This window comes from Mesorhizobium sp. B2-5-11, assembly GCF_006440835.1.
Lineage (GTDB): Bacteria > Pseudomonadota > Alphaproteobacteria > Rhizobiales > Rhizobiaceae > Mesorhizobium.
On the sequence record NZ_VFUK01000004.1, the window covers coordinates 155,966 to 179,915 of the forward strand.

22 protein-coding genes are annotated in these 23,950 nt (G+C 65.7%); 6 read left to right on the forward strand and 16 right to left on the reverse strand.

The genetic code is table 11. The features are described from left to right. Nucleotides 1-255 precede the first annotated feature (255 nt). Nucleotides 256-2,241 (forward strand): ABC transporter ATP-binding protein/permease, encoded by a 1,986-nt coding sequence (locus FJ490_RS14655; RefSeq protein ID WP_140728444.1) that lies wholly within the window; start codon nt 256-258, stop codon nt 2,239-2,241. An 18-nt stretch (nt 2,242-2,259) separates the two neighbouring features. Here FJ490_RS14655 and FJ490_RS14660 read toward each other — a convergent pair whose 3' ends face one another. The 12 genes from FJ490_RS14660 to FJ490_RS14715 form a co-directional block, all read right to left on the reverse strand. After that, nucleotides 2,260-2,766, reverse strand: coding sequence for an invasion associated locus B family protein (locus FJ490_RS14660; protein WP_224519123.1), 507 nt, complete (start codon nt 2,764-2,766; stop codon nt 2,260-2,262). Between the two features lie 174 nt (nt 2,767-2,940). Next, entirely contained in the window at nt 2,941-3,408 is a 468-nt protein-coding gene (locus tag FJ490_RS14665) for a DUF4189 domain-containing protein (protein ID WP_140728443.1), read from the reverse strand. A 49-nt stretch (nt 3,409-3,457) separates the two neighbouring features. Then, nucleotides 3,458-4,144 (reverse strand): hypothetical protein, encoded by a 687-nt coding sequence (locus tag FJ490_RS14670; RefSeq protein WP_140582424.1) that lies wholly within the window; start codon nt 4,142-4,144, stop codon nt 3,458-3,460. A 13-nt stretch (nt 4,145-4,157) separates the two neighbouring features. Then, a complete protein-coding gene (locus tag FJ490_RS14675; protein ID WP_140728442.1) occupies nt 4,158-4,745 on the reverse strand; it encodes an invasion associated locus B family protein in 588 nt (195 codons plus the stop codon). A 7-nt stretch (nt 4,746-4,752) separates the two neighbouring features. Next, nucleotides 4,753-9,156, reverse strand: a complete 4,404-nt coding sequence (locus FJ490_RS14680) for a YadA-like family protein (RefSeq protein ID WP_140728441.1) — start codon at nt 9,154-9,156, stop codon at nt 4,753-4,755. A gap of 196 nt (nt 9,157-9,352) precedes the next feature. Continuing rightward, entirely contained in the window at nt 9,353-9,871 is a 519-nt protein-coding gene (locus FJ490_RS14685) for an AraC family transcriptional regulator (RefSeq protein WP_140500094.1), read from the reverse strand. A 174-nt stretch (nt 9,872-10,045) separates the two neighbouring features. After that, nucleotides 10,046-11,236 carry an AraC family transcriptional regulator gene (locus tag FJ490_RS14690; RefSeq protein ID WP_224655996.1) on the reverse strand — a complete coding sequence of 397 codons (1,191 nt, stop codon included), beginning with the start codon at nt 11,234-11,236 and terminating at the stop codon, nt 10,046-10,048. A 107-nt stretch (nt 11,237-11,343) separates the two neighbouring features. Further along, nucleotides 11,344-11,544 (reverse strand): hypothetical protein, encoded by a 201-nt coding sequence (locus tag FJ490_RS14695; protein WP_140500096.1) that lies wholly within the window; start codon nt 11,542-11,544, stop codon nt 11,344-11,346. Between the two features lie 187 nt (nt 11,545-11,731). After that, the gene (locus FJ490_RS14700) at nt 11,732-12,823 is read right to left on the reverse strand and encodes a BsuBI/PstI family type II restriction endonuclease (protein ID WP_140622960.1); all 1,092 of its coding nucleotides are present in this window, start codon (nt 12,821-12,823) and stop codon (nt 11,732-11,734) included. Then, nucleotides 12,820-14,592 (reverse strand): N-6 DNA methylase, encoded by a 1,773-nt coding sequence (locus tag FJ490_RS14705; RefSeq protein ID WP_246672664.1) that lies wholly within the window; start codon nt 14,590-14,592, stop codon nt 12,820-12,822. The genes FJ490_RS14700 and FJ490_RS14705 overlap by 4 nt, the downstream gene beginning before the upstream one ends. Nucleotides 14,593-14,723: 131 nt before the next feature. Beyond that, complete coding sequence (locus tag FJ490_RS14710) at nt 14,724-16,268, reverse strand: ATP-binding protein (RefSeq protein ID WP_246672663.1); 1,545 nt, start codon at nt 16,266-16,268, stop codon at nt 14,724-14,726. 253 nt (nt 16,269-16,521) lie between these two features. Beyond that, the gene (locus tag FJ490_RS14715) at nt 16,522-17,163 is read right to left on the reverse strand and encodes a glutathione S-transferase family protein (RefSeq protein ID WP_140500178.1); all 642 of its coding nucleotides are present in this window, start codon (nt 17,161-17,163) and stop codon (nt 16,522-16,524) included. Nucleotides 17,164-17,383: 220 nt separating this feature from the next. Here FJ490_RS14715 and FJ490_RS14720 point away from each other — a divergent pair, with 220 nt between their 5' ends. Next, on the forward strand, nt 17,384-17,689 hold the full coding sequence (locus FJ490_RS14720) for a hypothetical protein (protein ID WP_140500102.1): 306 nt from the start codon (nt 17,384-17,386) through the stop codon (nt 17,687-17,689). A 248-nt stretch (nt 17,690-17,937) separates the two neighbouring features. Further along, on the forward strand, nt 17,938-18,309 hold the full coding sequence (locus FJ490_RS14725) for an endonuclease domain-containing protein (RefSeq protein WP_140521473.1): 372 nt from the start codon (nt 17,938-17,940) through the stop codon (nt 18,307-18,309). A 200-nt stretch (nt 18,310-18,509) separates the two neighbouring features. On the opposite strand, the gene FJ490_RS14735 is transcribed toward FJ490_RS14725, so the two are convergent. The 3 genes from FJ490_RS14735 to FJ490_RS14745 all read right to left on the reverse strand — a co-directional run bounded on the left by FJ490_RS14735 (nt 18,510) and on the right by FJ490_RS14745 (nt 21,390). After that, complete coding sequence (locus FJ490_RS14735) at nt 18,510-19,340, reverse strand: aldo/keto reductase (protein ID WP_140657670.1); 831 nt, start codon at nt 19,338-19,340, stop codon at nt 18,510-18,512. Nucleotides 19,341-19,500: 160 nt separating this feature from the next. Next, nucleotides 19,501-20,133, reverse strand: a complete 633-nt coding sequence (locus FJ490_RS14740; RefSeq protein ID WP_140521471.1) for a glutamine cyclotransferase — start codon at nt 20,131-20,133, stop codon at nt 19,501-19,503. A 36-nt stretch (nt 20,134-20,169) separates the two neighbouring features. Beyond that, nucleotides 20,170-21,390: a helix-turn-helix domain-containing protein gene (locus tag FJ490_RS14745; protein ID WP_140728439.1), complete on the reverse strand. Its 1,221-nt coding sequence runs from the start codon at nt 21,388-21,390 to the stop codon at nt 20,170-20,172. Nucleotides 21,391-21,497: 107 nt separating this feature from the next. On the opposite strand from FJ490_RS14745, the gene FJ490_RS14750 reads away from it, so the two are divergent. From FJ490_RS14750 to FJ490_RS33545, 3 genes are all read left to right on the forward strand, one after another. Beyond that, the gene (locus FJ490_RS14750; RefSeq protein WP_140671010.1) at nt 21,498-22,250 is read left to right on the forward strand and encodes a DUF899 domain-containing protein; all 753 of its coding nucleotides are present in this window, start codon (nt 21,498-21,500) and stop codon (nt 22,248-22,250) included. Nucleotides 22,251-22,370: 120 nt separating this feature from the next. Next, nucleotides 22,371-22,691: a hypothetical protein gene (locus FJ490_RS14755; RefSeq protein WP_140728438.1), complete on the forward strand. Its 321-nt coding sequence runs from the start codon at nt 22,371-22,373 to the stop codon at nt 22,689-22,691. A 32-nt stretch (nt 22,692-22,723) separates the two neighbouring features. After that, on the forward strand, nt 22,724-22,852 hold the full coding sequence (locus FJ490_RS33545; RefSeq protein ID WP_263483591.1) for a hypothetical protein: 129 nt from the start codon (nt 22,724-22,726) through the stop codon (nt 22,850-22,852). A 93-nt stretch (nt 22,853-22,945) separates the two neighbouring features. Here FJ490_RS33545 and FJ490_RS14760 read toward each other — a convergent pair whose 3' ends face one another. After that, nucleotides 22,946-23,944: a bestrophin family ion channel gene (locus FJ490_RS14760; protein ID WP_140500113.1), complete on the reverse strand. Its 999-nt coding sequence runs from the start codon at nt 23,942-23,944 to the stop codon at nt 22,946-22,948. Between the last annotated feature and the right edge of the window lie 6 nt (nt 23,945-23,950).

Sequence of the window (23,950 nt, forward strand, 5' to 3'; positions counted from 1 at the left end):
GGGACGTCGGCGTCGCATCGAAGTTCATGGCTAAACAGTCTCGCCCATCATTGGTTCCAAGCACACGGTCTCGTTCCGGCTGCGAGGAGACCGTCGCGAAACGGGCCCGCCGGCTGGCGAATTGTCCAGCGGCGGCTGGCGGCATCGCGGGTCGAGCAGGGGAGCACGGGGAGACCCATGGCGCCGTCTGGAGCGGGCCTGGTGAAACTTTTTGATTTTTAGGCCGTTGTCGCCGTTACATCCGAGGCTGAACTCATGCCGAAAACGGTCGACGGCGCCAGGCGGCGCAAGGCAGAGAAGTCGCACCAGGAGAAGGCCTCGACAGTCGAAGTTGCGTCCGAGGTCGTGGGCGAGGCTGCGCCACCGCCCGGGGCCATCGAACCCGGTCCGGAGCTGACGCCGCAGGAGGCCGAGCAGGCGCGCAAGCGATACCTGCTGAGGCGCTTCTGGATCAGCGCGCGCGGCTACTGGAGCACGCGCGGCGACAAGCTGGCCTGGCCGTTCACGCTCGGGCTGTTGATGCTGATATGCATCAATGTCGGCTTCCAGTATGGGATCAACATCTGGAACCGCTCGATCTTCGACGCCATCGAGCAGCGCAACGCCCACACCGTCTATGTGCTCAGCGCCGTGTTCCCGCCGCTCGTGGTTGGAAGCGCAAGCCTTGTCGTCGCGCAAGTCTACCTTCGCATGACGATCCAGCGCCGCTGGCGTTCCTGGTCGACCACCGCCATCATCGCGCGCTGGCTCGCAAGCGGCCGCTACTATCAGCTGAACCTCGTGGGCGGCGACCACACGAACCCCGAGGCACGCATCGCGGAGGATTTGCGGATCGCCACGGAATCGCCCGTCGATTTCATCTCCGGCGTGATCAACGCGTTTTTGTCGGCCTCCACTTTCATCGTGGTGCTGTGGACGATCGGCGGGGCGCTGACTTTGCCGATCGGAAGCTGGAGCGTCACCATTCCCGGCTTCCTGGTCGTGACCGCGGTGATCTACGCCGCCATCACCTCCACTTCGATGGTGGTCATCGGCCGCCATTTCGTGCGGCTCTCCGAGCAGAAGAACCAGGCGGAAGCCGATTTCCGCTACACGCTGACGCGCGTGCGCGAAAACGGCGAGAGCATCGCCTTGCTCGGCGGCGAGGAGGAGGAGCGCAGCGGCATCGACAAGACGTTCGGCACGGTGCTCCGGCAATGGGCGCTGCTGACAGGCCAGCACATGCGCACAGCGCTGGTGTCGCAGGGGTCGAGCCTGTTTGCGCCGGTCGTGCCGATCTTGCTTTGCGCGCCAAAATTTCTCGAAGGCAGCATGACCCTTGGACAGATCATGCAGGCTGCCTCAGCCTTCGCCATCGTGCAGGCCGCGTTCGGATGGCTGGTCGACAACTATCCCCGCCTCGCCGACTGGAACGCCTCGGCACGGCGTATTGCCTCGCTGATGATGTCGCTTGACGGGCTGGAGCGCGCCGAACGCAGCGACGCGCTGGGCCGCATCAGGCACGGCGAAACCGAAGACGGTGCGATGCTCAGCCTGGACAATCTCTCGGTATCGCTCGACGACGGCACCGGCGTGGTCAAGGAAACCGAGGTCGAGATCGAGCCTGGCGAGCGGGTGCTGGTGGCCGGCGAATCCGGTTCGGGCAAGAGCACGCTGGTGCGGGCCGTCGCGGGCCTTTGGCCGTGGGGTGGCGGCAGCGTCGACTTCCACCCCGGCAGGCGGCTGTTCATGCTGCCGCAACGTCCCTACATCCCCTCCGGGACGCTGCGCCGCGCGGTCGCCTATCCGGCCGCCGCCGACAACTGGACGCTGGAGAAGATCAACGCCGCCCTCGACAAGGTGGGGCTCGATTATCTCAAGCACCGGATCGAGGAAGACGCGCCCTGGGACCAGACCCTGTCGGGTGGCGAAAAGCAGCGGCTCGCCTTCGCGCGCCTCCTGCTGCACCATCCCGATATCGTCGTTCTGGACGAAGCGACCTCGGCGCTCGATGAGAAGAGCCAGGACAAGATGATGGAGACGGTCATCCATGAATTGCCGAAGGTGACCATCATAAGTGTGGCGCATCGCGCCGAGCTGGAAGCCTTCCACAGCCGTAAGATCACATTGGAGCGGCGCGAGGGCGGCGCAAAGCTTGTCAGCGATATTAATCTTGTCCCGCGCAAGGGCGGACGGAACCTGCTCAGGCGCGCCTTGTGGGGCTCCGGCGCTGCGGCCCAAAGGCCGCGCGAGCTGGACTAAAGCCGACTTCGCCCCTCCTCAGCGCCCGCTCAGCGCCGCGACGCGGTCGAGGGCGGCGCCGAGGCCTTTCAGGGAGACGGGGAAGTTGAGCTTGGTCTCGGCGTCGGTGATGACGTTGAGCGTCAATACGCCGCCCGCCTTCAGCTTCTGCGCAAGCGCCCGATCGATCGGAAACTGCGCCACGCATCCGTTCGGCAGGCAGGTGCGGAACCGCAACTGGCCGAGGGGCGGCTGGTCGTCGATCTGGATCGTCACGCCTGGGTCGAACAGGATACCGAACGGCAGAAGCAGGGTTCCGGTCAATCCACCCTTCGGCCCCGCCCGCAACTCCACCGCCAGCAGCCTCTGGCCGTTCTTCTGCGTCTGGTCCTGCGAAACCGAGCAGGCGCGTGCATTGTCCTGGATGGTGCAGGCCAGGCTCCAGTCCTGATAGGTCTCCTGGAGCGACGACGCGCCGTTTGGAAGCGTGGCCGCCTGCTGCTGTTGCGCACAGGCACTCGATGCGGGCAGCGCCGCCGCGCAGATTGCGGCCGCCTTCAGAAGAACAAATCTGTCAAACAACGATGGCGACCTTCTCTTTCGGGGTTCACGCGCGTGACCCGAAAACCGGATGGGATTTTCGGGGCCGCGGGCATGGTCATCTGCCTCACGCAGCGTGCAAAAGCAATTCCAAAGCGCGCCGTGTGAGCGCGGCGCGCTTCAGGTACAGACCCACTCGCGGACCTTGCATTCGGTTCCCGCCGCCTCGCAGGCATGCAGAGCGAGGTCTTCCGCGTCTTTGCGGGTCTCGGCGGAGTTCGCGCCCCACGGCGTCAGCCGGTCGCCCTGCTTCTCCTTAGCCACAGCCAGGGCGCCGCAGTGCTTGTAGGGAAAGCCGGTCTCGTCGTCGTCTGTCCAATGGCGATGATTGCGGAACACCGTGACAACAGTGCAGCCCTTGCCGCCGGCGTTCTCGCAATATTTCATCGCGGCGTCCTTCGCCTCCTGGCGCTTGTCGGCGCCCCAGAAGAAGCCGTGCTTGGTATCGATGCTGGAATAGGCGATCGCCCCCCAGATGCCCTTTTCCTCCTTCGGCTCCGGCTCCGGCGGCGCCACAAGGTCGGCCGAGACAACCTGCCCGCTCCACAGCAGGGCCATGCACAAAACTGCCAGACGTCGCGATATCATGGTCTGCAATCCTTTCCAGGAGCCCTCGCCCATTCGCCTATCCCGTGTCTCACTTCGACGCCGACGCTATGGAAATCACCACGCAGCTATTGCCGGTCGGCAGCAGAAGCGCTTCGCCCGAATTGCCGCCCAGCTCATACACTTCTACCTGGCCGAGATGGTCGGTGATCTTGCTGCCTTGCGGAAGAACGGACGGGATCTCCGAACACGGGCTGGCGAACGGTGCCACCCGCACCATCGCGCCTTCGCAGCCGGAAGCGGTGGGCGATGCGAAAACCACGCCGGCGGCCGGTCCGCTGTATTTTTCCGTCGCATAATCCATGCCGACGAGGGCCTGCACGGCGTGCTTGTCGGCGGCCTGGTCGTTCCACAAGGATTTGACGCTGTATTTAGAACCCGTCGTCAGCACCTGTCCGAGCACGGGAAAGATCGTCGAGCAGGCCTGCACCCCGGCCTGTTTGACATGTTCGAGGAAGGGCGAGTCCGGCAATGCGGGCGGCGCCGTCCCGGCCTGTGCGGCCGTCGGGGTGCCGACGAGACCGGCGATCGCGGCATAGTTGGCGGCAGCGAAGCCGATGCCGATCATGGCCAGCCCCAGCAGCGAGAAGCCCAGGACGCGCGGCCACCGCCGCTGCGGCTCGGCGCCCCTCTTGCGATCGGGCTCGACGATCCTCTTGCGGTCCGGCTCCACACTCGGGCCGCGCGCTGGGGAGATGAACGGGTCTTGCTGGCTCACGGTGCTGCCTCGGTTATTTGATTGGCGCAAGGGCCTCGGACAGCCCCTTGAGCGTTGCGGTCACGGTAATCGTCTGGCCGTCGACGGTCTTGTAGGAGATCGCCGGCGTCGCTTTCTGCACGATCTGCTGGCGCATGATGGGCCCCACCGGCAGCATGCCGACGCAGACCACTTCGTTGCAGCCATTCAAGTGGACGTCGATCGGGTCGCGCCCGTCGAACTTCAGCGACACCAGGCCGTCGCTTTTCGCGTTCGGCGCGGTGCGCAGGATCATGTAGGGCTTGCCGTCCTGCGTGGCCGCGAGCGACCAGCTGAAGGCCATCTTGCCGGCCCCGTCCTCGATCACCTGCGAGACATTGCAGACCTTCTTGCGCGCCTTGAGGTTCTCGTCGCAGATCAGCGTCCAGTTCTCGAAGGGCCGGATGGTGCGCTGGTATTGGCCCAGCTTCACATCCGGCGGCACCGCCACGTCGGATGGCTTGATCCTGTAGGGCGCGGTCGCTTGCGCGGCGGCTGGCGCGGCGGCCAAGGACAGGCCGCCGGCAAGCGCCAGGCAGGTCAGGAGGAAAAGCCGGGCATGACGGCTGGTTGCCCCGTTCATTCCCGCCTCAGTTCAACGTGAAGCTCAGGCCGGCGCCGACACCGACATTTCCGCCCGCCGCCGTGCCCGAGACGTTGCCGCGGATGCGGCCGTCCTCGCTGGTGTAGCCCGCGCCGAAGGCAAAGGCGCTGGCGTCCCGCCAGAAGCCGCCGCCCGCCGCGACGCTCAGCTTTCCGGGACGGTCGTCGTAGCGCAGCGAGGCTGCGGCAAGGCCGATTGCCGCCGCTTGCCGGGCTTCGTCGCGGATGCCGCTGATGTCCGAATTCAGCTGGCCGAGTTTCTGGTCGGTATAGTCGTTGGCCTGTTGCAGGGTCGTGGCCGCCACCTTGTCGGTATAGCTGTTGGATGTGCTGATGGCGGTGTCCAGGCCCTTGGTCAGCTGGTTGACATTGACCGCGTCGGTGCCGGCGACGCCGGGTCCGACATTGGAGATGACGACCGGCGCGTTGACGTCGCCGCCTTGCAGCGTGATGGTGTTCGTCTTGGCGCCGCCCTGCGTGTCATACGTCACCGCATTCTGGTTGAGATTTCCGACGCCGGTTTGCAGGGCCTCGATCGCCTGGTTGGAGGCGAAGAGTTGCGAACCGTTGATCGCGTCGGTGCTGTCGGCGGCGATCCGTCCGGCAGCGACATTGGTGATCGTCCTCTCCGCGCCGGCATCGCCGACGCTGACTGTCCCGGTCGGCGTCGTGCCGGCAAAGGCATAGGTCTTGCCGTTGATGACGGTGCTGGAGGTGCCGACGGCGGTCTGCGTCACCGAGCCGGAGCCGAGCGCCACATCGTTGGCGTTGTTGGCCTGCGCGCCCTGGCCGAGCGCGACGGCGCCCGCCCCGGTAGCCGTAGAGCCATGGCCGGCGGCCAGGCTGTCGTTGCCGCTCGCCACGCTTTCGGGCCCGATCGCCACGGCGTCGGTGCCGCCGGCGATACTGTCGGCCAGCGACGAATTGGCGTGGAAGTACTTGATGCCGCCGCCATTGCTGATGGTGGTCAAGGCATTGTCGACCGCCGTGAGCCCGTCATAGACGGTCGTGTAGGTGTTGCCCTGGACGGTGTAGGTCGGCCCGGTGATCGAGCCGTCGGGGTTGAGCGTGGTGGTGCCGCCGAACAGGTTGGTCACGTTTTGCGACACGCCGCGCAGCTGCGAGACGTTGACGCCGTCGGTGTCGGCCGAGCCCGCCGCGACATTGGTGAGCTTGCGTTCAGCTCCGGCGTCGCCGATCGACACCTCGCCCACCGAGGTCTGCGGAGCGGTCAGGGCAAAGGCCGCGTAGCCGGCCTGCGCACCGACCGAGGTGATGGACTGCGCGCCCAGCGCCACGCTGTTGATGAAGGTGCTTTGGGCGCCGGCGCCGAGCGCCACCGACTGGATGCCGGAGGCGAGCGAATTGGTGCCGAAGGCAAGGCCGTCCGCCAGCATCACATGGGCGTTCTGGCCGATGGCGGTTCCGCCGGGCGCCGTCTGGTCGACGATGGCGCCGTTACCGATGCCGATGCCGTTATCGCCGTTGACGACCGTGGTCGGACCGATCGCGACCGATTCCGCGCCGACCGCCAGCGAGTCGGCCGCCACCGAATTGGCATGGAAATACTTGGTCGAGGTGGCCGACACGGCGGCGATGGCGCCGGCGAGCTGGCGCACCGTCACCGCGTCCTGGTCCTGCGTACCGTCGGCGACATTGGTGATCTGCCGGTAGGAGGTGGCGTTGCCGACCGAAACGGCGCCGAGCAGCGCCTTGTCGGTGGTGTTGTACTCGATGAAGTTGGATGGGCCGGCGGGCAGTTGCCCGGTAGCCGGAGCGATCGGACGATCGGAGAGCGAACCCGAGCCGAGCGCCACGCCGCCGTCGATGCTGGCATTGCTGTCGCGGCCGAGCGCCAGCGCGCTGACGCCGGTCGCGGTCGCATTGTAGCCGACCGCCGTGGAACCGACGCCTTGGGCGAAGGAATCGGTCTGCGCCAGCCCGAACTCGTTGGTACGGGCATAGCGGATGCCTTCGCCATTGGCGTCGGTGAAGACGGTCGACGTGTCGCCGGTGATGTTGTTGATCGTGTTGCCGAGATTGGTCACGCCAGCGCCGATATTGGCAATGTCGGTCGTGTTCTGGGTCACCTGCTGGTTGGTGGCGAAGAGCTGCGAGCCGTTGACGGCATCGGTCGAACCGCCGTTCAACTGTCCGGCCGCGACGTTCTGGATCTGGCGCTCGGCGCCGGCCGAGCCGACCGAGAAGGCGCCCGCCGGCGTGCCGCCGGCGAAGGTATAGTTGACGCCGCCGATCGTCGTGCCGCCGACATTGGTCGTGGCGCCCGACGTCGAATTCAGGCCGATCGCGACATCGCCGGCATTGTTGGCGACCGCATTCGGGCCGACAGCGACGGAATCGGCTCCCAGCGCCTGCGAATCCGCCAGCGTCGAGTTGGCATGGAAATACTTGATGCCGCCGCCGACATTGATGTTGTTGACGACGGCGCCGATGGCATCGACCGCCTGGTTGGTGGCGAAGAGCTGCGAGCCGTTGATGGCGTCGGTGGAGAGCGCGCTGATCCGCCCAGCCGCCAGGTTGGTGATGGTGCGTTCCGCGCCGACCGCGCCGATGCTGACCGTCGAGGTCGGGTTGGTGCCCTGGAAGGCGTAGGTGGTGCCGTTGACCACCCCGCTGGCCGTGCCGACCGCCGTGGTGGTCACCGAGCCCGAGCCGAGCGCCACGTCGCCGGAGCTTGCCGCCGCCGTCGCGCCATCGCCGAGCGCGACATTTCCGGCGAGGCCGGCCGCGCCCGCCGTCGAGCCGTTGCCCAGCGCCACGGAACCTTGCCCGATCGCCTTGTTGCTGTTGCCGATCGCGACGGCGCCGTTGGCCATGTTGGCCGCGGTGGCGGTCGCCGTGCCGTCGCTGTTGGCGATGTTGTTGGCGCCGCCGGTGAAGGCGCCGGTGCCGCTGGCATAGCTCGGATCGCCGATCGACACCGCGCCGTCGCCATAGGCGGTGTTGCCGGAGCCGATGGAGACGGCCTTGCCGCCGGTCGCCACCGCATTGGTGCCCATGGCGACCGCTTCGGCGGAATCCGCCTTGGCGCTGGCGCCCAAGGCGATGGTGTTAGCCGCCGTCGCGTTGGTCGAGGGGCCGATGGCGATGGAATTGGCTCCGCTCGCGGTACTGGTGGCGCCTACCACAATGGAGTAGGCGCCGGACGCAGTGGAGCCTGCGCTGCCCACCACGGTGGCGCCGGCGCCAGTGGCGTTGACGGAAACGCCAAGCGCCACGGCCTGCGTGGCTGTCGCGTTGGTAGAGGAGCCCATGGCGATGGCACCGTCCTCCGTGGCATTGGCCAGCGTGCCGAGCGCCATCGCGTTGTTCTTATTCGCAAGCGCGCTGGTGCCGATGGCGATGCTGTTGGGCACGGCCGTGTCGGCCTGCACGCCTGCCTGCGCGCCCACACCGAATGCAATGGACTGATTGCCCCAGGCGCTGGCGTTCTTACCCATCGCCGTGGCGCCCGTTCCCGTTGCCTTGCTTTGGCGTCCGATTGCGGTGGTGTCGACCTGAGACGCCGTCACGTCCGTACCGATAGCAACGGCGCTCTGGGCCAAGGCTCCCGTCCCGGCAGCGGTGCGCGAGCCGAGATAGACGGCGTTTATCGCGGTTGCGGTCGACTGGAAGCCGACGGCGACGGCATTTTGGCTGTTCGCAACGGTGCTGGTGCCTTGTGCAACAGCATCCAGCCCGGACGCCCCTGCGAACTGCCCAATCGCAGTGCTGCGCAGCCCGCTTGCTACGGATCCGTAGCCAGCGGCGAACGCATAGTTGTTGCTGGCCGTGGCGCTGACACCGACTGCGGTGGAGTTCCCTCCCGAAGCTTGGGCGTTGGTGCCCAGCGCGCTGGCCCCGGCACCAGTGGCACCCGCGGCGACGCCGATCGCTACCGTGTTGATATTGTTTGAAATCGTACCGGAGCCGATCGCCACTGCGCCGCCGGTGCCCGTGGCCGACGCGGTGCGACCAATGGCGACGCCGTATTGCGCCGTCGATTGGGCCTGGAAGCCGAGCGCTATGGCCCAGTTAAGGCTGGCGTTTGAGCCGTTTCCGACCGCGATGGCCTCGGGAGCGGTCGCCGAACCGCCGCCGGCCTGATATTGCGCCTGAGCCGGCGTCGCGGCCATGCCGATCGCGAAGGCGCCCAGCGTCACGGCGGTCCCGAGCGCCCCGCCGACGCCCAGCGTTCCCAGCCCCAAGCGCTTGCGCCCCATGCCCAGCGCACGATGCGCCATGCGCAGGACCGCCATCAAGCGGCGCCGGGCCGAACGGGACCGAGGATCGCCATTCGCGATCCAGTGACTGGCGAAATGCGCCGCACGGCGCTGAACAAGGAGCGAGCCGCCCGAAATATGGCCGCCCGAAATATGATTGTCGGTCATGGTTCCCTCTCCGCTGGCCGGCACGAAATGTCTGACACTTCCACTCCACAGCAGGAAGACATGATTCCCCTTCGCGGTATTTCACGAAATTGCTGTCTTGTGAGAAAAGATACGAGCATATACGCGGAGGTTAACGGCTCGTTACCTTAGCAACTGCTTTAAAATCAAGTAATCAAATAATGACGAGAGCGCGGCTTCATCTAATCTTTGCGTTAAACTTGCCCGCCCGTGCCTGCATCGGCGTCATCTGCCGGTATTTCTTCATCATGGTGGTGAAGTGGCTCTGGCTCGAAAACCCGCTGAGATGGGCGATGTCGGCGATGGTCATGCGGCTGTCGGCAAGAAGTCTTTCCGCGAAGTCCAGCCTGAGATCGAGAACATATTGATGCGGCGGCATGCCGAACGTCTTGGAGAAGGCGCGCACGAAGTGGTACGATGAAAATCCGCAGACGGCGGCCATTTCGGCAAGCGCCAGCTTGCGCGAGAAGTTCTCGTTCAGGAACTCCTGCACCTTGCGCGCACTGCGGACGGAAAGCCCGCCCTTCACGTTGAGCAGCGGCTGCCGGGCCGGATTGGCTCCGGATACCGATCCGGGGGGACCATCATCGCCCGGCATTTTTCGGCCTCCCGATATTTCCCAGATGAACTTCAACCCGAGGCCTCCCTCCCCGTTCCCCTGAAAAACAATTCGTGATTGATCGAAGCGGGCCCGCATCGCCAACCCCGCTCATGTGATCGATCCGGCCGGATGGCAAGCAATGCGCGAACTGAATGGCATTCCAAATGACTCCAGCAAAGCTTGGGGCACAGGTGGTGACGGACGTATTTTGAAAAACTCCGAAAGCCTTGTAGGAAATTCCGGTCTTGGATCGCTGGCCGGCAGCTGTTGCTACTTTGCCATGGTCGGGCTTTCAATTCCTGCGGAAAGCGTCACCAGCCCGCCTGGCGTCCTTCCCCTGTATCTCTTCATGGTCGCGGCCAGGTGGCTCTGATCCGAAAATCCGGCAAGGTAGGCGACTTCGGCAATCGGCAACTCTCCGCCGGCCAGCAGCTTTTCCGCGAGGTCGAGGCGCAGGTTGATCAGATACCGATGCGGCGGCATGCCGAATGTCCCGGCGAACCTTGCTATGAAATGATTTGGTGACACCCCCGCGACCGACGCGAGCTCGGCGACCATGACTTTCCGCACGAAGTTCTGGTCGAGATACTCTCGCACGCGTCGGGCGCCAACGGCGGAGAGCCCGCCTTTGGGCGACGCGGCCTGCCTCTTGCGACCCGTATAACCGCGCAGCAGATGCACCCCGAACACCGTCAGCAGCGAGTCCAGATAGAGCTCGTTCGGCGGCAGCCTGTCGGTCAGTTCGGCAGTGATCATCTGGGCTATGTTGAGCGCCCTCAGGTCAACCGTGCCGAACGCGGGCGGTTCGAGCTTGACGTCCGGGAGGTCGAACTCATGGGCCGCCAGCTCGGACAGCGCTTCGGGAGAGATCGAAACGACGGCGTTCTCCCTGGTCTGCGACCAGGCCAGCGTGCTGTCGACGCCCGCCGGATTGACGACGAGACAGCCGACCGGCGCATCGTACTGCGTGATCCTGTCACTGCCGAGCGAGGCTCTCAGCTTGCGTGCCGGCCTCAGCACAATCCCCGTGGAATGCTCCCTGGCCAGGAATTTCTGCGATCCCGGACTGCGGACGGAATAGATGACGCTTCCGCGGGCGGTGGCTCTTCTGGGACCAGCACTTTCCGGAATGATATCCAGGACGTATCGAGCTGTCCGCTCTTGATCGACGCCCTGGGAATCGCCGCTTTCCCGAGCCCCGCCCGCATGTTTCATACGTGTTGCCTCAGCCGGCTTACCGCCGCTTGGTATCCCCTTCCCCTGACCCGGAATCAACGTAACGCACACGCCTCGAATTGAAAAGAACTTCCACGCGCAAAGAAAATTCTTTATTCGAGATAAGAAAGAAGAACTGACCGTCGAAGGAAGTTCAGCAGCATTTCTGTCAATAGCGAAGAGCCTTGACGGATCTTCGCTTCCGGATTCGTCGGCCCGGGCGTAAGCCGGCAACGCATCGGTCACGAAGGAGGAGTTCACATGCGAGGCTGTGTCGGCCCTGTGGTTCGACAGCGTTGTTCGGCATCAGTGGCACGCAACGGCGCGGCGCGGAGCCAGTCGTTCACGGCCGTCTATTGCGGGTCCCCGCGACCTTTTTCGTAAAGATCCCACGCGAGTTCCACAAAAGCCAGAAGCACATCATCCTTGTCCCAGCCGGCCGCGACAGCCGCCTCGACGATTTCGCCCACGAGAGGCAACAATTGGCGCTGGCAGGCGAGCGGGATGTCAGCCTCGGATTCATCCACTGGAGGTCCATCGAAGTTGAACTTCATCGTTTGGCGCTCCCCTCGCCATCAAACGAAATGCTACTCGTTCCCAACAAACGAAGTGCTATTCGCCAGACCTTATTCCTATACAATAACTCCAACATTAAACATAGCAGGCTAGGCCGCCAACGGAGCGCAACACCGGATAATCCGTGTATCGACCGGCTGTCCTAGTGACGCTGGGGAAGCGTTATTACATCACTGTCCAAGGCAAGCTGCCGAATGGACGCCCGTCGGCCGCGCCGTCATGAAGCACGAGGAGTTGGCCGGGTTCGGAGACGAACCAGGCGAACGAGCCCCAGGCAAGCTGCGCGACGGTCTTCTTGAAGCCGGCGGACTGGCGATCCTGATAGGCGGTCAGGAACGCGATCTGTTTTCGGTCGAAACCGGCCGCGTCCGTGACAGCATGGAGGGCATCGCGCCGGCGATCCGTGATCGCGCCATCGGTCGCCACCACTTCCACGAACAGGATCAACGGCTCCTTGCGGCCGAGATCGGCGAGGATGATGTCGGGCAAGTTCCTGTCGGCCTCGATCTTGAGGCCGATCGCACTGGCGATGGCGTCGTCGCGCAGGACCACCTTGTTGCCGCTCTCGCTCAGCCACAACATGGCAGGGGCGGCGAGAAACCGTTTGGCGAACACCTCGATGACGGCTTGCGCGATGACCGAACTCGGTCCCGGCGCCAAAAGCCTGGTGTCGCCGTTCGGAAACGTGACGCGGATGCCGGCGGTGTTGGCGACAGCGCCGGCGCGCATGATGGTCACGCGGGCCAGCGCGCCCTTGCTGAGATGCGTTTCCTGGAAGTCCGCGATGGCGGTTTCCAGCGCCTCGCCTTCCAGCGCCGGGTCGAACAGGGCTGCAAATGCCGCCCTCAGCGCATAGCGGGGCTGGCCTGAAGTCGTCGGCAGATCCTCGCGACGCAGCACCGAGCCGATCGCCACCAGCCCGTCCCGCAGCGTCTCGTCGCGGATGGGCTCGCGCGTATTGTCCGCGTACCAGCGTGATCCCGCGACGGCGCCGTTCTTGCGCAGGACAGTTGCGGCGTAGGCATCCCGATCTGCATCGTCCGCCAGCGCCGCCTGCTCGCGGGTCATGCGATAAACATGGACAGGGCCCAGGAATCGCCCCGAACCCTCGACGGCGCCGATGTAGAGAGCGGCGAACACGGTGCTGGCGGCAAGTTCGCGGATGCAATAGATGCGGTTCGGCGTGCCTTCCGGAAAGATCAGCGGCAAGCGCCCGGCGACAAGATCGCGCGTCGCATAGGGCGGCCGTGCCGTCATGCAGGCTCACCGTAGAGGCGGCTGCATTCCGCCTCGATTTTTTCGCGCGTTGCACCGGCTGCGACGAGCTTCGCCAACGTGCTGGTGCTCTTGGGCGGCGGCAGCGGCAGCGCTTCCAGCTCGAAGGCGGAAACGGCGACGCTGCCGCTGATGCAGCGGAAAAGATCATCGATGACGCGGCTGTTCAAAAGCGCCGCCACCACCGCCGCCGGCACCTTGATGCCGCCGGTCGCGCGGACCATGTTGAGATGGTTTTCGACGACGACGCCGCCATGCGCATCGATGAATTCCTGGCGAAGTTCGGCGGCGATCAGGCGCCGGGCCTGTTCCTTGGCGGTGGTACGCTGGACGAGGATGCAGGGCTCCTCGACAAGCAGCCAACCGTCCCCGGCCTCCAGCTTGAAGTAAGGGGCGTGGTTCTTCTTGCGCGCGCGATAGGCGAACTGGCCGTCGGAGGTCACGGCTTCGGCCCAGATCAACGGATGCACGCCCTTGCCGCCGGCGCGATCGCGCAATTGACCCTTGAAGCGGTTCCAGACCAGCGGGCCGGTCGAAACCCCATAGCCCCAGTCGACGAGGCGATGCGTCATCGTCTCGGCCCGGGCGATGAGCCGGCTGTGCTCCGGCGTGCGCGGCGCAAGCCAAGGCATGGCGCGGTCGGATGGCAAGCCTATCGTGCCGTTGCGGGCAATCCCGGCCTCGGTCTCGGAGGCGACGGTCACGTAGTGGATCTGCGCGCGCCGCGGCTGCGCGCCGTTGACATAGACGGCAAGCAGCGTCTCCTGCAGCACGTCCTCGAAAACGCCGCGCCGCGCATGCACGAAGTCGATCGCGACGGGCGGCGCCTCGTTGGCCAGAAGGCTGCGCAGCGCCGAGTAGTATTGGCCGCCGAGAAAGCTTGTCGGCGTCAGGAAGGCGATGAGGCCGCCAGGCTTGGTCCAGCGCAGCGCGGCGTCGGTGAAAACGCCGTAGAGATTGGCGTGCCCGTAGAGGCCGCGCGCATAGCGCTCGCGCAATTGCGACGGCAGCGAGACCCGCCCATAGGGCGGATTGCCGACGACGAGATCGAAGACGGGTTCCGGATCGGCTTCAAGCGTGTCGCAGGCCGTCACCATGGCCGGGGCGGCGCGCCCGGCCCTGGTCGCAATATCGGCGAGCGCGATCTCCAGGGCGCCTTGCGCCAGCCGCGCCGCGAGAGGATCGAGCTCGAAACCGGCAAGCCTGGTGCCGACATGGCTGAGCGCGAAGGCGGGCTCGCAATCGCCGAGCGCGGCGATCATGCGGTGCGCGGCATGAAACAGAAACGTCCCACCGCCGGCGGCGGGATCGAGAACCCGCGCGCTGCGCCAGTCCAGGCCCTCTTCCTCGGCCTGGTCGAGCAGGCGGTTGACCAGCGCCGGCGGCGTGTAGAAGGCACCGCGCTCACCGCGCTCCCTGGTCGGCAGCAGGACCGGATAGAGGCTGGTGACGAGATGCAGCGCTTCGAGGATCGGCAGCCGCGCGGCGGTCTCTCCGATGCTGTGCGCAAGCGCGGAGGCCGGCTCGTCCAGCGCTTCCGTTTCGAAGGCGAGCGAGGGGCAGATCGTCGGAGAAATGCCGAGGGCCGCCGACAAGGCCTCCAGAGCGCGCCGGGTCAGCGAAACCGCATAGGTTTCGCGGTCGCATTCGTCGATCGTCTCGCACCATGCGCGTGCCAGAAGGCGAGCCTTCGACAGCTCCGCGCGCGCCGCTCGCAATGCATCAGCCACCGAGCGCAAGACGGCAGGCAATTTCGACCCACGAATCTGTGAAATTTTTCCCATCGCCCTCGACCGTACCGCGCAAGACTCACCGATGCGATAGAGTATCACATGTTCTCGTTATGTTCCAGTGGACAACCGCAACCGTCCCGCCCACGCCATCACAGCGCCAGGCTGCCCTGCTCCGCCTCCTCGGTATTGGGATCGCCCGGCGCCGCGTTGCGGTCGCCCGGCGCCGCATTGGGGTCGCCCGGCGCCGTCGCCCAGGCGAGTTCCACCAGCGTCACGGTGCGCCGGCCGGTGCCGTCGAGCTGGCACACGATCAGGCCCTGCTCCTCGATGTAGGTGAGCAGGCGCCGGGCGCGGCGCATGGAGTGCGAGCCATAGGCGCGGGCGATCGCGGCGTCGCTCGGGCAGGGCCAGCCTTCCTTTGCCGCGCGGGCGATCATCATGAACACGCCCTGCATGTCCTCGGGCAGCAGCGAGGCGCGCACGGAGACGTCGCGCCACGCATCGTCCTCGGCCATATCGGAACCCACGCCGGCGCGGGCGCGCGTCAGCATGCGGCGGAACTCCTGCAGATCGGGCACGACCGACGCCAGCCCCTCGATGCGGCAGCGCACCACGAACTCCTGGTAGAGCACGCCGATGACGCGGAAGCCCGCGTCGGGCTCCGCCAATATGGCGCGCAGGATGCGGTCCATCCGCTCGCGCCGCTCCGCCAGGTCCTCGGCGCTGGGCGCCGGCTCGGCCGGTTCGGGGCGGATCTCCAGCGCCGCGGACTTCGCCGCCATCAGCTGGTCGAGCAGGTCCGGCGATGTCACCCGCCGCTGCGGCCGCACGGCCTCCGGCGGCGGTGCCGCCAGGATGATCGCGCGGGCATCCTCCAACGCCGCTTCCGGCAACGGCATCAGCCGCGGCGTACCGTTGCGCGGGCTCGTATCCGTCGGCCCGATGCGCAGGCCGAGCGGGCGGCGCGACAATGCCGGGCCCAGCGCCATGAAATGCCCGCGTTCCAGGTCGCGAAAAGCCTCCGCCTGCCGCCGCTCCATGCCGAGCAGATCGGCGGCACGCGCCATGTCGATGTCGAGGAAGGTGCGGCCCATGAGGAAATTGGAAGCCTCGGCCGCGACGTTCTTGGCAAGCTTGGCAAGGCGCTGCGTGGCGATGATGCCGGCAAGCCCGCGCTTGCGGCCGCGGCACATCAGATTGGTCATGGCGCCGAGCGAAAGCTTTCTCGCTTCGTCGGAAACCTCGCCGGCCACCGCCGGCGCGAAAAGCTGCGCCTCGTCCACCACCACCAGCATGGGATACCAATGGTCGCGCGCCACCTCGAACAGCCCGCCGAGGAAGGCGGCGGCGCGCCGCATCTGGTTCTCGGCGTCGAGCCCTTCGAGATTGAGCACCGTGGAGACGCGGTGGATGCGCGCCCGCTCGCCGGCGCTCTGCAACCCGCGCTCGGTATGTTCCTCGGCATCGATCACCAGATGGCCGAAGCGTTCGCCCAGCGACACGAAGTCGCCTTCGGGGTCGATGATGGTCTGCTGCACCCAGGGCGCGCTCTGCTCCAGCAGCCGGCGCAACAAATGGGATTTGCCGGAGCCCGAATTGCCCTGCACCAAAAGCCGCGTCGCCAGCAGTTCCTCAAGGTCCAGCGCCGCCGGCGCGCCGGCGGTCGTCTGTCCCATCTCGATCGCAACGGTCATGTCAGACTCAGCCGCTCCTTCGCAAAGGACTTATCAACCCGATTGCAAAGCGTCGAGCGCCGATGGCCGCCAGTTGGGCGTTGCGCACAGTTGTGCGAATACTGCCTGCCTGATGCGAACATCCGGCGGGCTGAACGATCGCATGACAAGCGCGCAATCGTTTCGGATGCACGTGAAAACAAGCAGTTGAAGCGGAAGCGCGAATCAAATCCTGAAGCCTGGTCGGCCGCTCCCGCGTCGTCTCACGCGGGCATCACCGTCCGGGGACCGGCGCCAATGCGGGCGCGTCCAGCCCCTGGAACGGATCGCGCCAGGCCTCGATCTCTTCGAGCCGGCGATACCAGCGCTCGATCTCGGGATAGTCGCCGAGCGGCAGGCGGGCGGCGTCGTTGAAGGGCAGGAACGTCGCCATGCGGAAATCGGCATACGAAACCGAAGTCCCGGCCAGCCATGGCCGCCGGCCAAGTGCCGCCTCGAGGATCAGCGCTGTCCTGTGGAACTGTTCCAGTCCCTCCGCGACCTTTTCCGCGTCGATCGGACCGATGCCATAGCGCTGCTTGGTGCCGCGCTCGAAATGCACGATGTCACAGGCCCTGACGAACTCTTCCTTGCCCCAGCTCAGCCAACGGATCATCTCGGGTTCGTCGTCGCCCGCGCGCCAGAAATCCGAACCCATGTCGCGCGAAAGCCGGCAGGCTATGGCGTCCGCTTCCCAGAGGCTCCCTCCAGGCCAGGCCAGCAAGGGCAGGGAAAGATTGGGATTGAGCGGGCGGAACCGCTCCGCCTGCCCCGGCGCCATAGGCGAAGCGAATTCGAACGCGACCTTCGCCCCGAGGTGACGGGCCACCGCGACTCCCAGGCGCGGATTGGGGTTGCGGCTGAAGAACAGTTTCATCTCCGCGTCCGCCCCGTGCGGTTTCGGCCCGACCTTGTCACTCGCCATCGCCTCGCTCCTTGTTGCGGCATGCACGCCAAGGACGGATAGCGCCGATCGAATCCGACAATGCGGTCGCGACCGCAAGGACCGGTTTGCGAAAAGTCCGGGTTGACCGCTTCCGGACGCGAGGCGACTATCCCTCTCGAAGCATGGCAATGGATCTCGAGGAGGATGAGCGATGGATGAGCCCGACCGCTGGCGCCACATGTCAAGCGCGCCCAAGGACGGCAGCCGGATCCTCGTCACGGTCCGGCCGTCCGAGCAGGGGCCGGCGGAAGTCGACCTCGCCTATTGGTCGGATGGCGACCAGTTCGGCGAAGAAGGCTGGCGCGCGTCGGACTCCTCGCCCGGCCGCATCGTCGAATATGCCGAGCCCGAGCTGAAATGCTGGATGCCGATGCCCTCGGCCAACCTCGCCCGCGCCTCCATGCCCTCGCCCTGGGAAGGCGACGACGCCCAGCAGCTCGACGGCTCGGGGATTTGAGGCACTGAAGCTGCTGATCTCCTGAGACGCCGGCGGGACAGCCCCCCTCTGCCCTGCCGGGCATCTCCCCCACAAGGGGGAGATCGGCTGTCGCGAATGCTTTCGCCAATCTTCAACGTTGAAGAATGTAGCGCCGGAGCCAAAGCTGCCAATCTCCCCCCTTGTGGGGGAGATGTCCGGCAGGACAGAGGGGGGCGCCGTAGAGTAAAAACGTTGGTGACCAACTTCAGCATCAAGCCTCTCACACCATGCCACACACACCCTTGCCCCCAAGACACCGCGCTAACGCGAAATCGATGCGCAGGATCATGACCGATGCCGAACTAAAGCTCTGGAACGAGCTGCGTGCGCATAGGCTGATGGGCCTGGGCTTTCGCAGGCAATTCCCCATCGCCGGCTACATCGTAGACTTCGCCTGCCCGGAGAAAAAGCTGATTGCAGAGGTCGACGGTTCACAACATGGCGACCCGGGTCTTGCCAATGCTGACGAGGCCAGAACCAAACGCTTGGAACAGGATGGCTGGATCGTCTTGCGCTTCTGGAATGACGATGTCATCCGCGACATAGACAATGTCTGCCAGCATATCGTTATCGCGGCTGGTTTGGCAGACGCGCCCTGACAGGCTGGCGGGACAGCGCCCCCCTCTGCCCTGCCGGGCATCTCCCCCACAAGGGGGGAGATTGGCAGCTTTGGCTCCAGCGCCACATTTTTCAAAGTTGAAAATTGGCGAAAGCATTCACGACAGCCGATCTCCCCCCTCGTGGGGGAGATGTCCGGCAGGACAGAGGGGGGCGCCGTAGAGTAAAAACGTTGGTGGCCTCAAAACAAGAACGCCGCCGTCGCAGGGTTCGGCCCGACGCGGCCATCGGCTGAATCCATGCCGCGGATGGCCTTCAGGTCCTGCGCGTCCAGTTCGAAATCGAAGACGTCGAAATTGGCCGATATGCGGTCCTGGTGGACCGATTTCGGGATGACGATCAGCCCTTCCTGGAGGTGCCAGCGGATCATCGTCTGCGCCGCGGACTTGCCGTGCTTTGCGGCGATGCCTGCTATGGTCGCGTCGCCGAGCAGCCTGCCGCTGCCGAGCGGGCTCCAGCTTTCGGTGTGGATGTTGTGCCGGGCATGGAACTCCCTGATCTCGCGCTGCTGGAAACGCGGATGCAGCTCGATCTGGTTGACGGCTGGCGTGACGCCGGTTTCGCCGATGATGCGCTCCAGGTGATCCCGGTTGAAATTCGACACGCCGACCGATTTGATCCGGCCGGCTTTCTGCAGCTCGACCAATGTCTGCCAGGCCTCGACATATTTGTCCTGGCTGGGCACCGGCCAGTGGATGAGGAACAGGTCGATCTGTTCGATACCGAGCTTGTCCATCGTATCCTCGAAGGCGCGCAATGCGGCATCGCGCTGGTGCGCGCCGTTGCGCAGCTTCGAGGTGATGAACAGCTCGCCCCTCGGCACGCCCGCGCCCCGGATCGCCTCCCCGACGCCCTTCTCGTTCTGGTAGCCTTCGGCGGTGTCGATCAGCCTGTAGCCGGCCTTGATCCCCCAACCCACCACCTTGGCGGTGATAGCGGGATCGACTTGCCACACGCCAAGGCCGAGCCGGGGAATGGTCGAGCCGTCGTTCAACGAAATCTGTTCAGGCATGGTCTGGTCCTCTGCGAAGATGGTCCAGCCTATCTAGGCCCGGCATCGGGCAACGGCCAGCCGGCGGCGGACAAATTGCCGAATCTGTGATCGACACAGACGATGCTCCTGTCGCTTGTCCGCAGGCGTCGGCACGTGAGCTCACCGCAAAGATCAGCCCTCATTTCGGTCGGCGCACGGTCCTCACCACGCCGCCCGGGCCGCCGCCGCAGAAGAAGCGGTCGCCGCCGTCGGATTCGAGCCCCGACACGCCCTTGCCGGGCGGCATGTCGAGCCGTTCCAGCACGTCTCCGTTCTCCGGGTCGACGCGCCGCACATCGCTCTGATCGCCTTCCCAGGTGCCGTGCCACAGCTCGCCATCGACCCAGGTCACGCCGGTGACGAAGCGGTTGGATTCGATGACGCGCAGGATCGCCCCGGTCTCGGGGTCGATCTGGTGGATCTTGCGCTGGCGGTTCTGCCCCACCCACAACGTGCCCTCGGCCCAGGTGAGGCCGGAATCGCCGCCGCCGCCGGGCGCCGGAATGGTGGACAGCACCGCGCCGGTGCCGGGATCGATCTTCTGGATCCGGTCCTTGGCGAGTTGGTAGAGGTACTGGCCATCATAGGCCGTCCCGGCATGGGCGGCGACATCGATCGAGCGCACCGCCTGCCCGCTCTCCGGGTCGAAGGCGGTGAGCCCCTTGCCCGAGGCAAACCAGACGTTCTGCCCATCGAAGCTCACCCCATGCACGCTGTCCACGCCCGCAAAGGGGCCGTATTCACGCAGGATTTCGGCCGCCGCATGTTTCATGTCTTCATCCTCACCTTTTGATCGTGTGATCCATTCCTAGCCGCTCGGCAACGGCGCCGGGAGTAACAAGGTGGTCGTGAAACCCGCCACCGGCGGCGTCATCCAGCGGCGCGCCCGGCCGCGGCCGAACCATTGCACCTTGCCGGTCTCGGCAAGCTGCTCCAGCGCGCGCTGCACGCTGCGCTGGCTGGATGCGAGCGCCAGCGCCAGTGCCGAGCTCGACCAGGCTTCGCCGTCGGCGAGGAAGGCGAGCACTGCCGCATGCCGCTCCTCGAGAGGCCGCGCCAGCACCACCACTTCGCCGCCCCGTTTCGGCGCCAGCGAAAAACCGCGCTTCGTCGCCTGGATGTCGGCCAGCCCGCGCAGCTCGGCGCGCAGCCGGCCGATCTCGACCCGCAGCCGGGCGCGATGCGATTCATCGGCGTGCCTGCCGCCGAAGGCCCTGGCGATGAGCGCCGCACGCGGCATGTCGCCGGGCCAGGCCTCGGCCAACGCGCGCGCCAGCGCAAACAGCACCGGGCGCGTCGCCAGAGAGGCCCGCGCCTCCTGTCTGCGCACGGCATAACGAAGACCGTCGACCACCAGCGCTTCCGATGCCTGCAAGGTCTCGACTTCCTCGAGCAGCAGCGGATGCTCCTGGCCGTTCGCGATCAGCCGCGCCGCCGGCGTTGCCAGCACCCGGAATGCGCTGTCGACCTCGGCCATCAGTCCGGGAATGCCGGCCCGCCATGCGGCGTGGCGGGCCCGCTCGAGTGCCGCGCGCGCGGTCTTCGTCCTGAGGCGCCGCATGGCGATGCCGGCGACGACCAGCTCGTGCGCGGCCCGCGAAGCCGGCGGAAACGGCGTCGCATCGAGCCCGGCCAGCACCTGCTCGGCCTCGTCGAGACGGCCGATCAGCAACAGGAATCGCACTTCCAGGTGCCGCGCATGCGCGGCGTTCAGCCGGTCGCCTTGCTTTTCCAGCGTCGCCCGCGCCGCGTCGAGCGCCTTGGCCGGCCAGCCGAGGTCGCGCGAAACCAGCGCGATCTCGGCTTCGGCGATGACGCATCTGGCGCGCGCCACCGCTTCCCTCGGCCCGAAGGTGCGCCCCGCCCGCCGCAGCAGAGCCCTGGCCCGGTCGAGATCGCCGAGCTGCGCCATGGCGATGCCGCGCAGCGCCAGCGCCGGCGCGTCCTCGCGCAACGCCACGCGGTCGAGCGCGCCGAGCGGATCACCCGCCGCCAGCAACAGCCCCGCGGCCGTGATCAGCGAATCCATCAAAATCCCGCCACGGCGAATCCCGCCATACTTGTAACTCTCACCATCCCGCTGTCCGGCGCTATGTCAGTCCCGTCACATCAAACCGGAACAGCGAGGCAAAAGCCATGACCAAGCAAATGCACACACCGCCGATCGTTTCCCAGCAAGCATGGGAGGCGGCGCGCCAGCAGTTGCTCGTAAAGGAGAAGGCGACGCTCCGCGCCAAGGATGCGTTGGCCGCCGAGCGCCGCCGCATGCCGTGGATGGCCGTCGAGAAGGACTACACGTTCGAAGGACCCAACGGAAAGGCGAGCCTGCTTGACCTGTTCGAGGGCCGCCGCCAGTTGATCGTCTACCGCGCCTTCTTCGAGCCCGGTGTGTATGGCTGGCCCGATCACGCCTGCCGCGGCTGCTCGCTGGGCGCCGACCAGGTCTCTAACCTCGCCCATCTCAACGCCCGCGACACCACGCTAGCCTACGCCTCGCGCGCGCCGCAGGCCGACATTGCGCGGTTGAAGAAGCGGATGGGCTGGGCAATGCCCTGGTACACCATCACCGACAGCTTCGACAAAGATTTCGGCGTCGACGAATGGCACGGCCACAACGTCTTCATCCGCGACGGGGACCGCATCTTCCGCACCTATCTGATCAACAACCGCGGCGACGAGGCGATGGGCACCGTCTGGAGCTACCTCGACGCCACGCCGCTCGGCCGCCAGGAGGTCTGGGAGGACTCGCCCGAAGGCTATCCGCAGACCCCGACCTACAAATGGTGGAACTGGAGCGACAATTACGACGCAGACACCGCGCCGGACAGGAAATGGGACGAAGTGTCTGCTGCCGGCGAGGCGGCGTTCCGCAACAAGGACGTCCAGTAGAGCCTGGCTAGAGCGCCGGCTCCACGCAAGCGCGGCCGGACGCTCTTCACAAGGCGGCAGCTTTCCCAGAACTGCTGCTGCTTTCCGGGCTTGCGCCAATGCGCAACCGAGGAGAAAGACATGAGCGACATCCATACAGACGCCCGCCGCTGTCCCGATCAGGACGCGGCCCGCCTCGGCATCGCCGACTGGCTGGGCCTCGCCGCAGCGCCGATCTTCGCCCTGATGGCGCTGCTGGCCGGCATCTTCGGCGGCGATGCGGCGATGCTGTGCATGGGCACCTCTTCGCCGCTCACCGGCATGCCGGCCATGTACCTGCTGATGAGCGCCTTCCATCTGGCGCCTTGGCTGCGCGTGATTTCCAACAGGCAGGCGGGCCGGGAGAAAGCAACGCGCTTGGAGAAAACTCTGCAAAAACAGAGCATTGCGCAAGCAGCTTGAATCGCCGATGCAACCCATCAAGGAGAAGAACCATGACACGGACGAGTGAGACGCACGGTCCCGACACACGGGAGCCGATCGAGGCGGAGCCGACACGGCGCGGCGACGAGCCGTCGCAACCCGCCAAGGGCTGCCCCTGGTGCACGCCCGAAAAGACCTGACGCTTCGACGGCGGCGCCGACGCGCCGCCCGGGGCGAAACACATCGCCAATGACGCCCGGGCGGTTCGCGCTTATCGCCGTAAGGCACTGGCCTTACGTCGCGATGTCGTTGACAGGCAGCAATGGCGCGGGAAGGTCGATCTCGCCGAGCCCGGTCCGCATTTCGATCTCTATGTCGCGGCAGATCTGCGAGATCGGCACATCGTTGGCGTTGCCCTCGAAAGGGTTGGCGCTGCTCTCGCCGACCTGGTCGAGCGACATGTATGCCCAGCCCAGCAGCGTGCTGAACGGGATCGTCAGCCAGATCGCGATCGAGCCCAGCGCGCCGCCGAATTTGCCCATCTCGGCGAAGACCGGAACGACGCCGAACGGCAACAGCGTGCAGAAGATCATGACGAACATGGAACTGACGATGGCGTATTGGCGGGGATAGGGATTGTTCTTGATGCGGTCGCAGCGCGCCTGCTGGTCGTGGAAGTCGCGGATGAGTTTTGTCAGTTCGCCATAGATCTGCGGAGGAATTTTGGCGTCCTTGAACAAGCCGTTGACCTGCACCGATTGCATTTCGAGCAAGGCGATCGCCGGGCGGGGCGATTTCAGGACGCCCCCGGTCTGCTCGGCTAGCAACGGCCGCAATTCGTCGGTGATCGAGCCCGTATCCTCCTGGACATGGTAACGCCGCCGGTATTCGATATTGGCGGCCCGCGCCATGGATTCCCATGGCATCGGCCGCCGCAGCGCGAAACGCAGCGCCGTCATCCAGGCGATGTGGCGATAGATGAGTTGCTTCGCTGTCGGGGCGTCGGTGAAGTCCCTGCAGAAATTGGACCACAACCGGCTGCTGGCCGTGATTTGCGCAAAGGCCTGCAGCGCTTCACCGCTGCGGGTAAACACCTGCGAATTCTTGAAGCCCGCAACCAGTGACACCGTGGTGCCGAGCACCAGCACGACAGACCACGGCACCGAGAACCCGGCAAGTCCGGGAAAACGGTAGGCGGCCACCGCCAGTCCGCTCACCACCACCATGTAGATGACGCTGCGCCGCGACCAGAGCGCGAAATCCATCACCTTGTAGGAACGGCCCACATACATAAGATG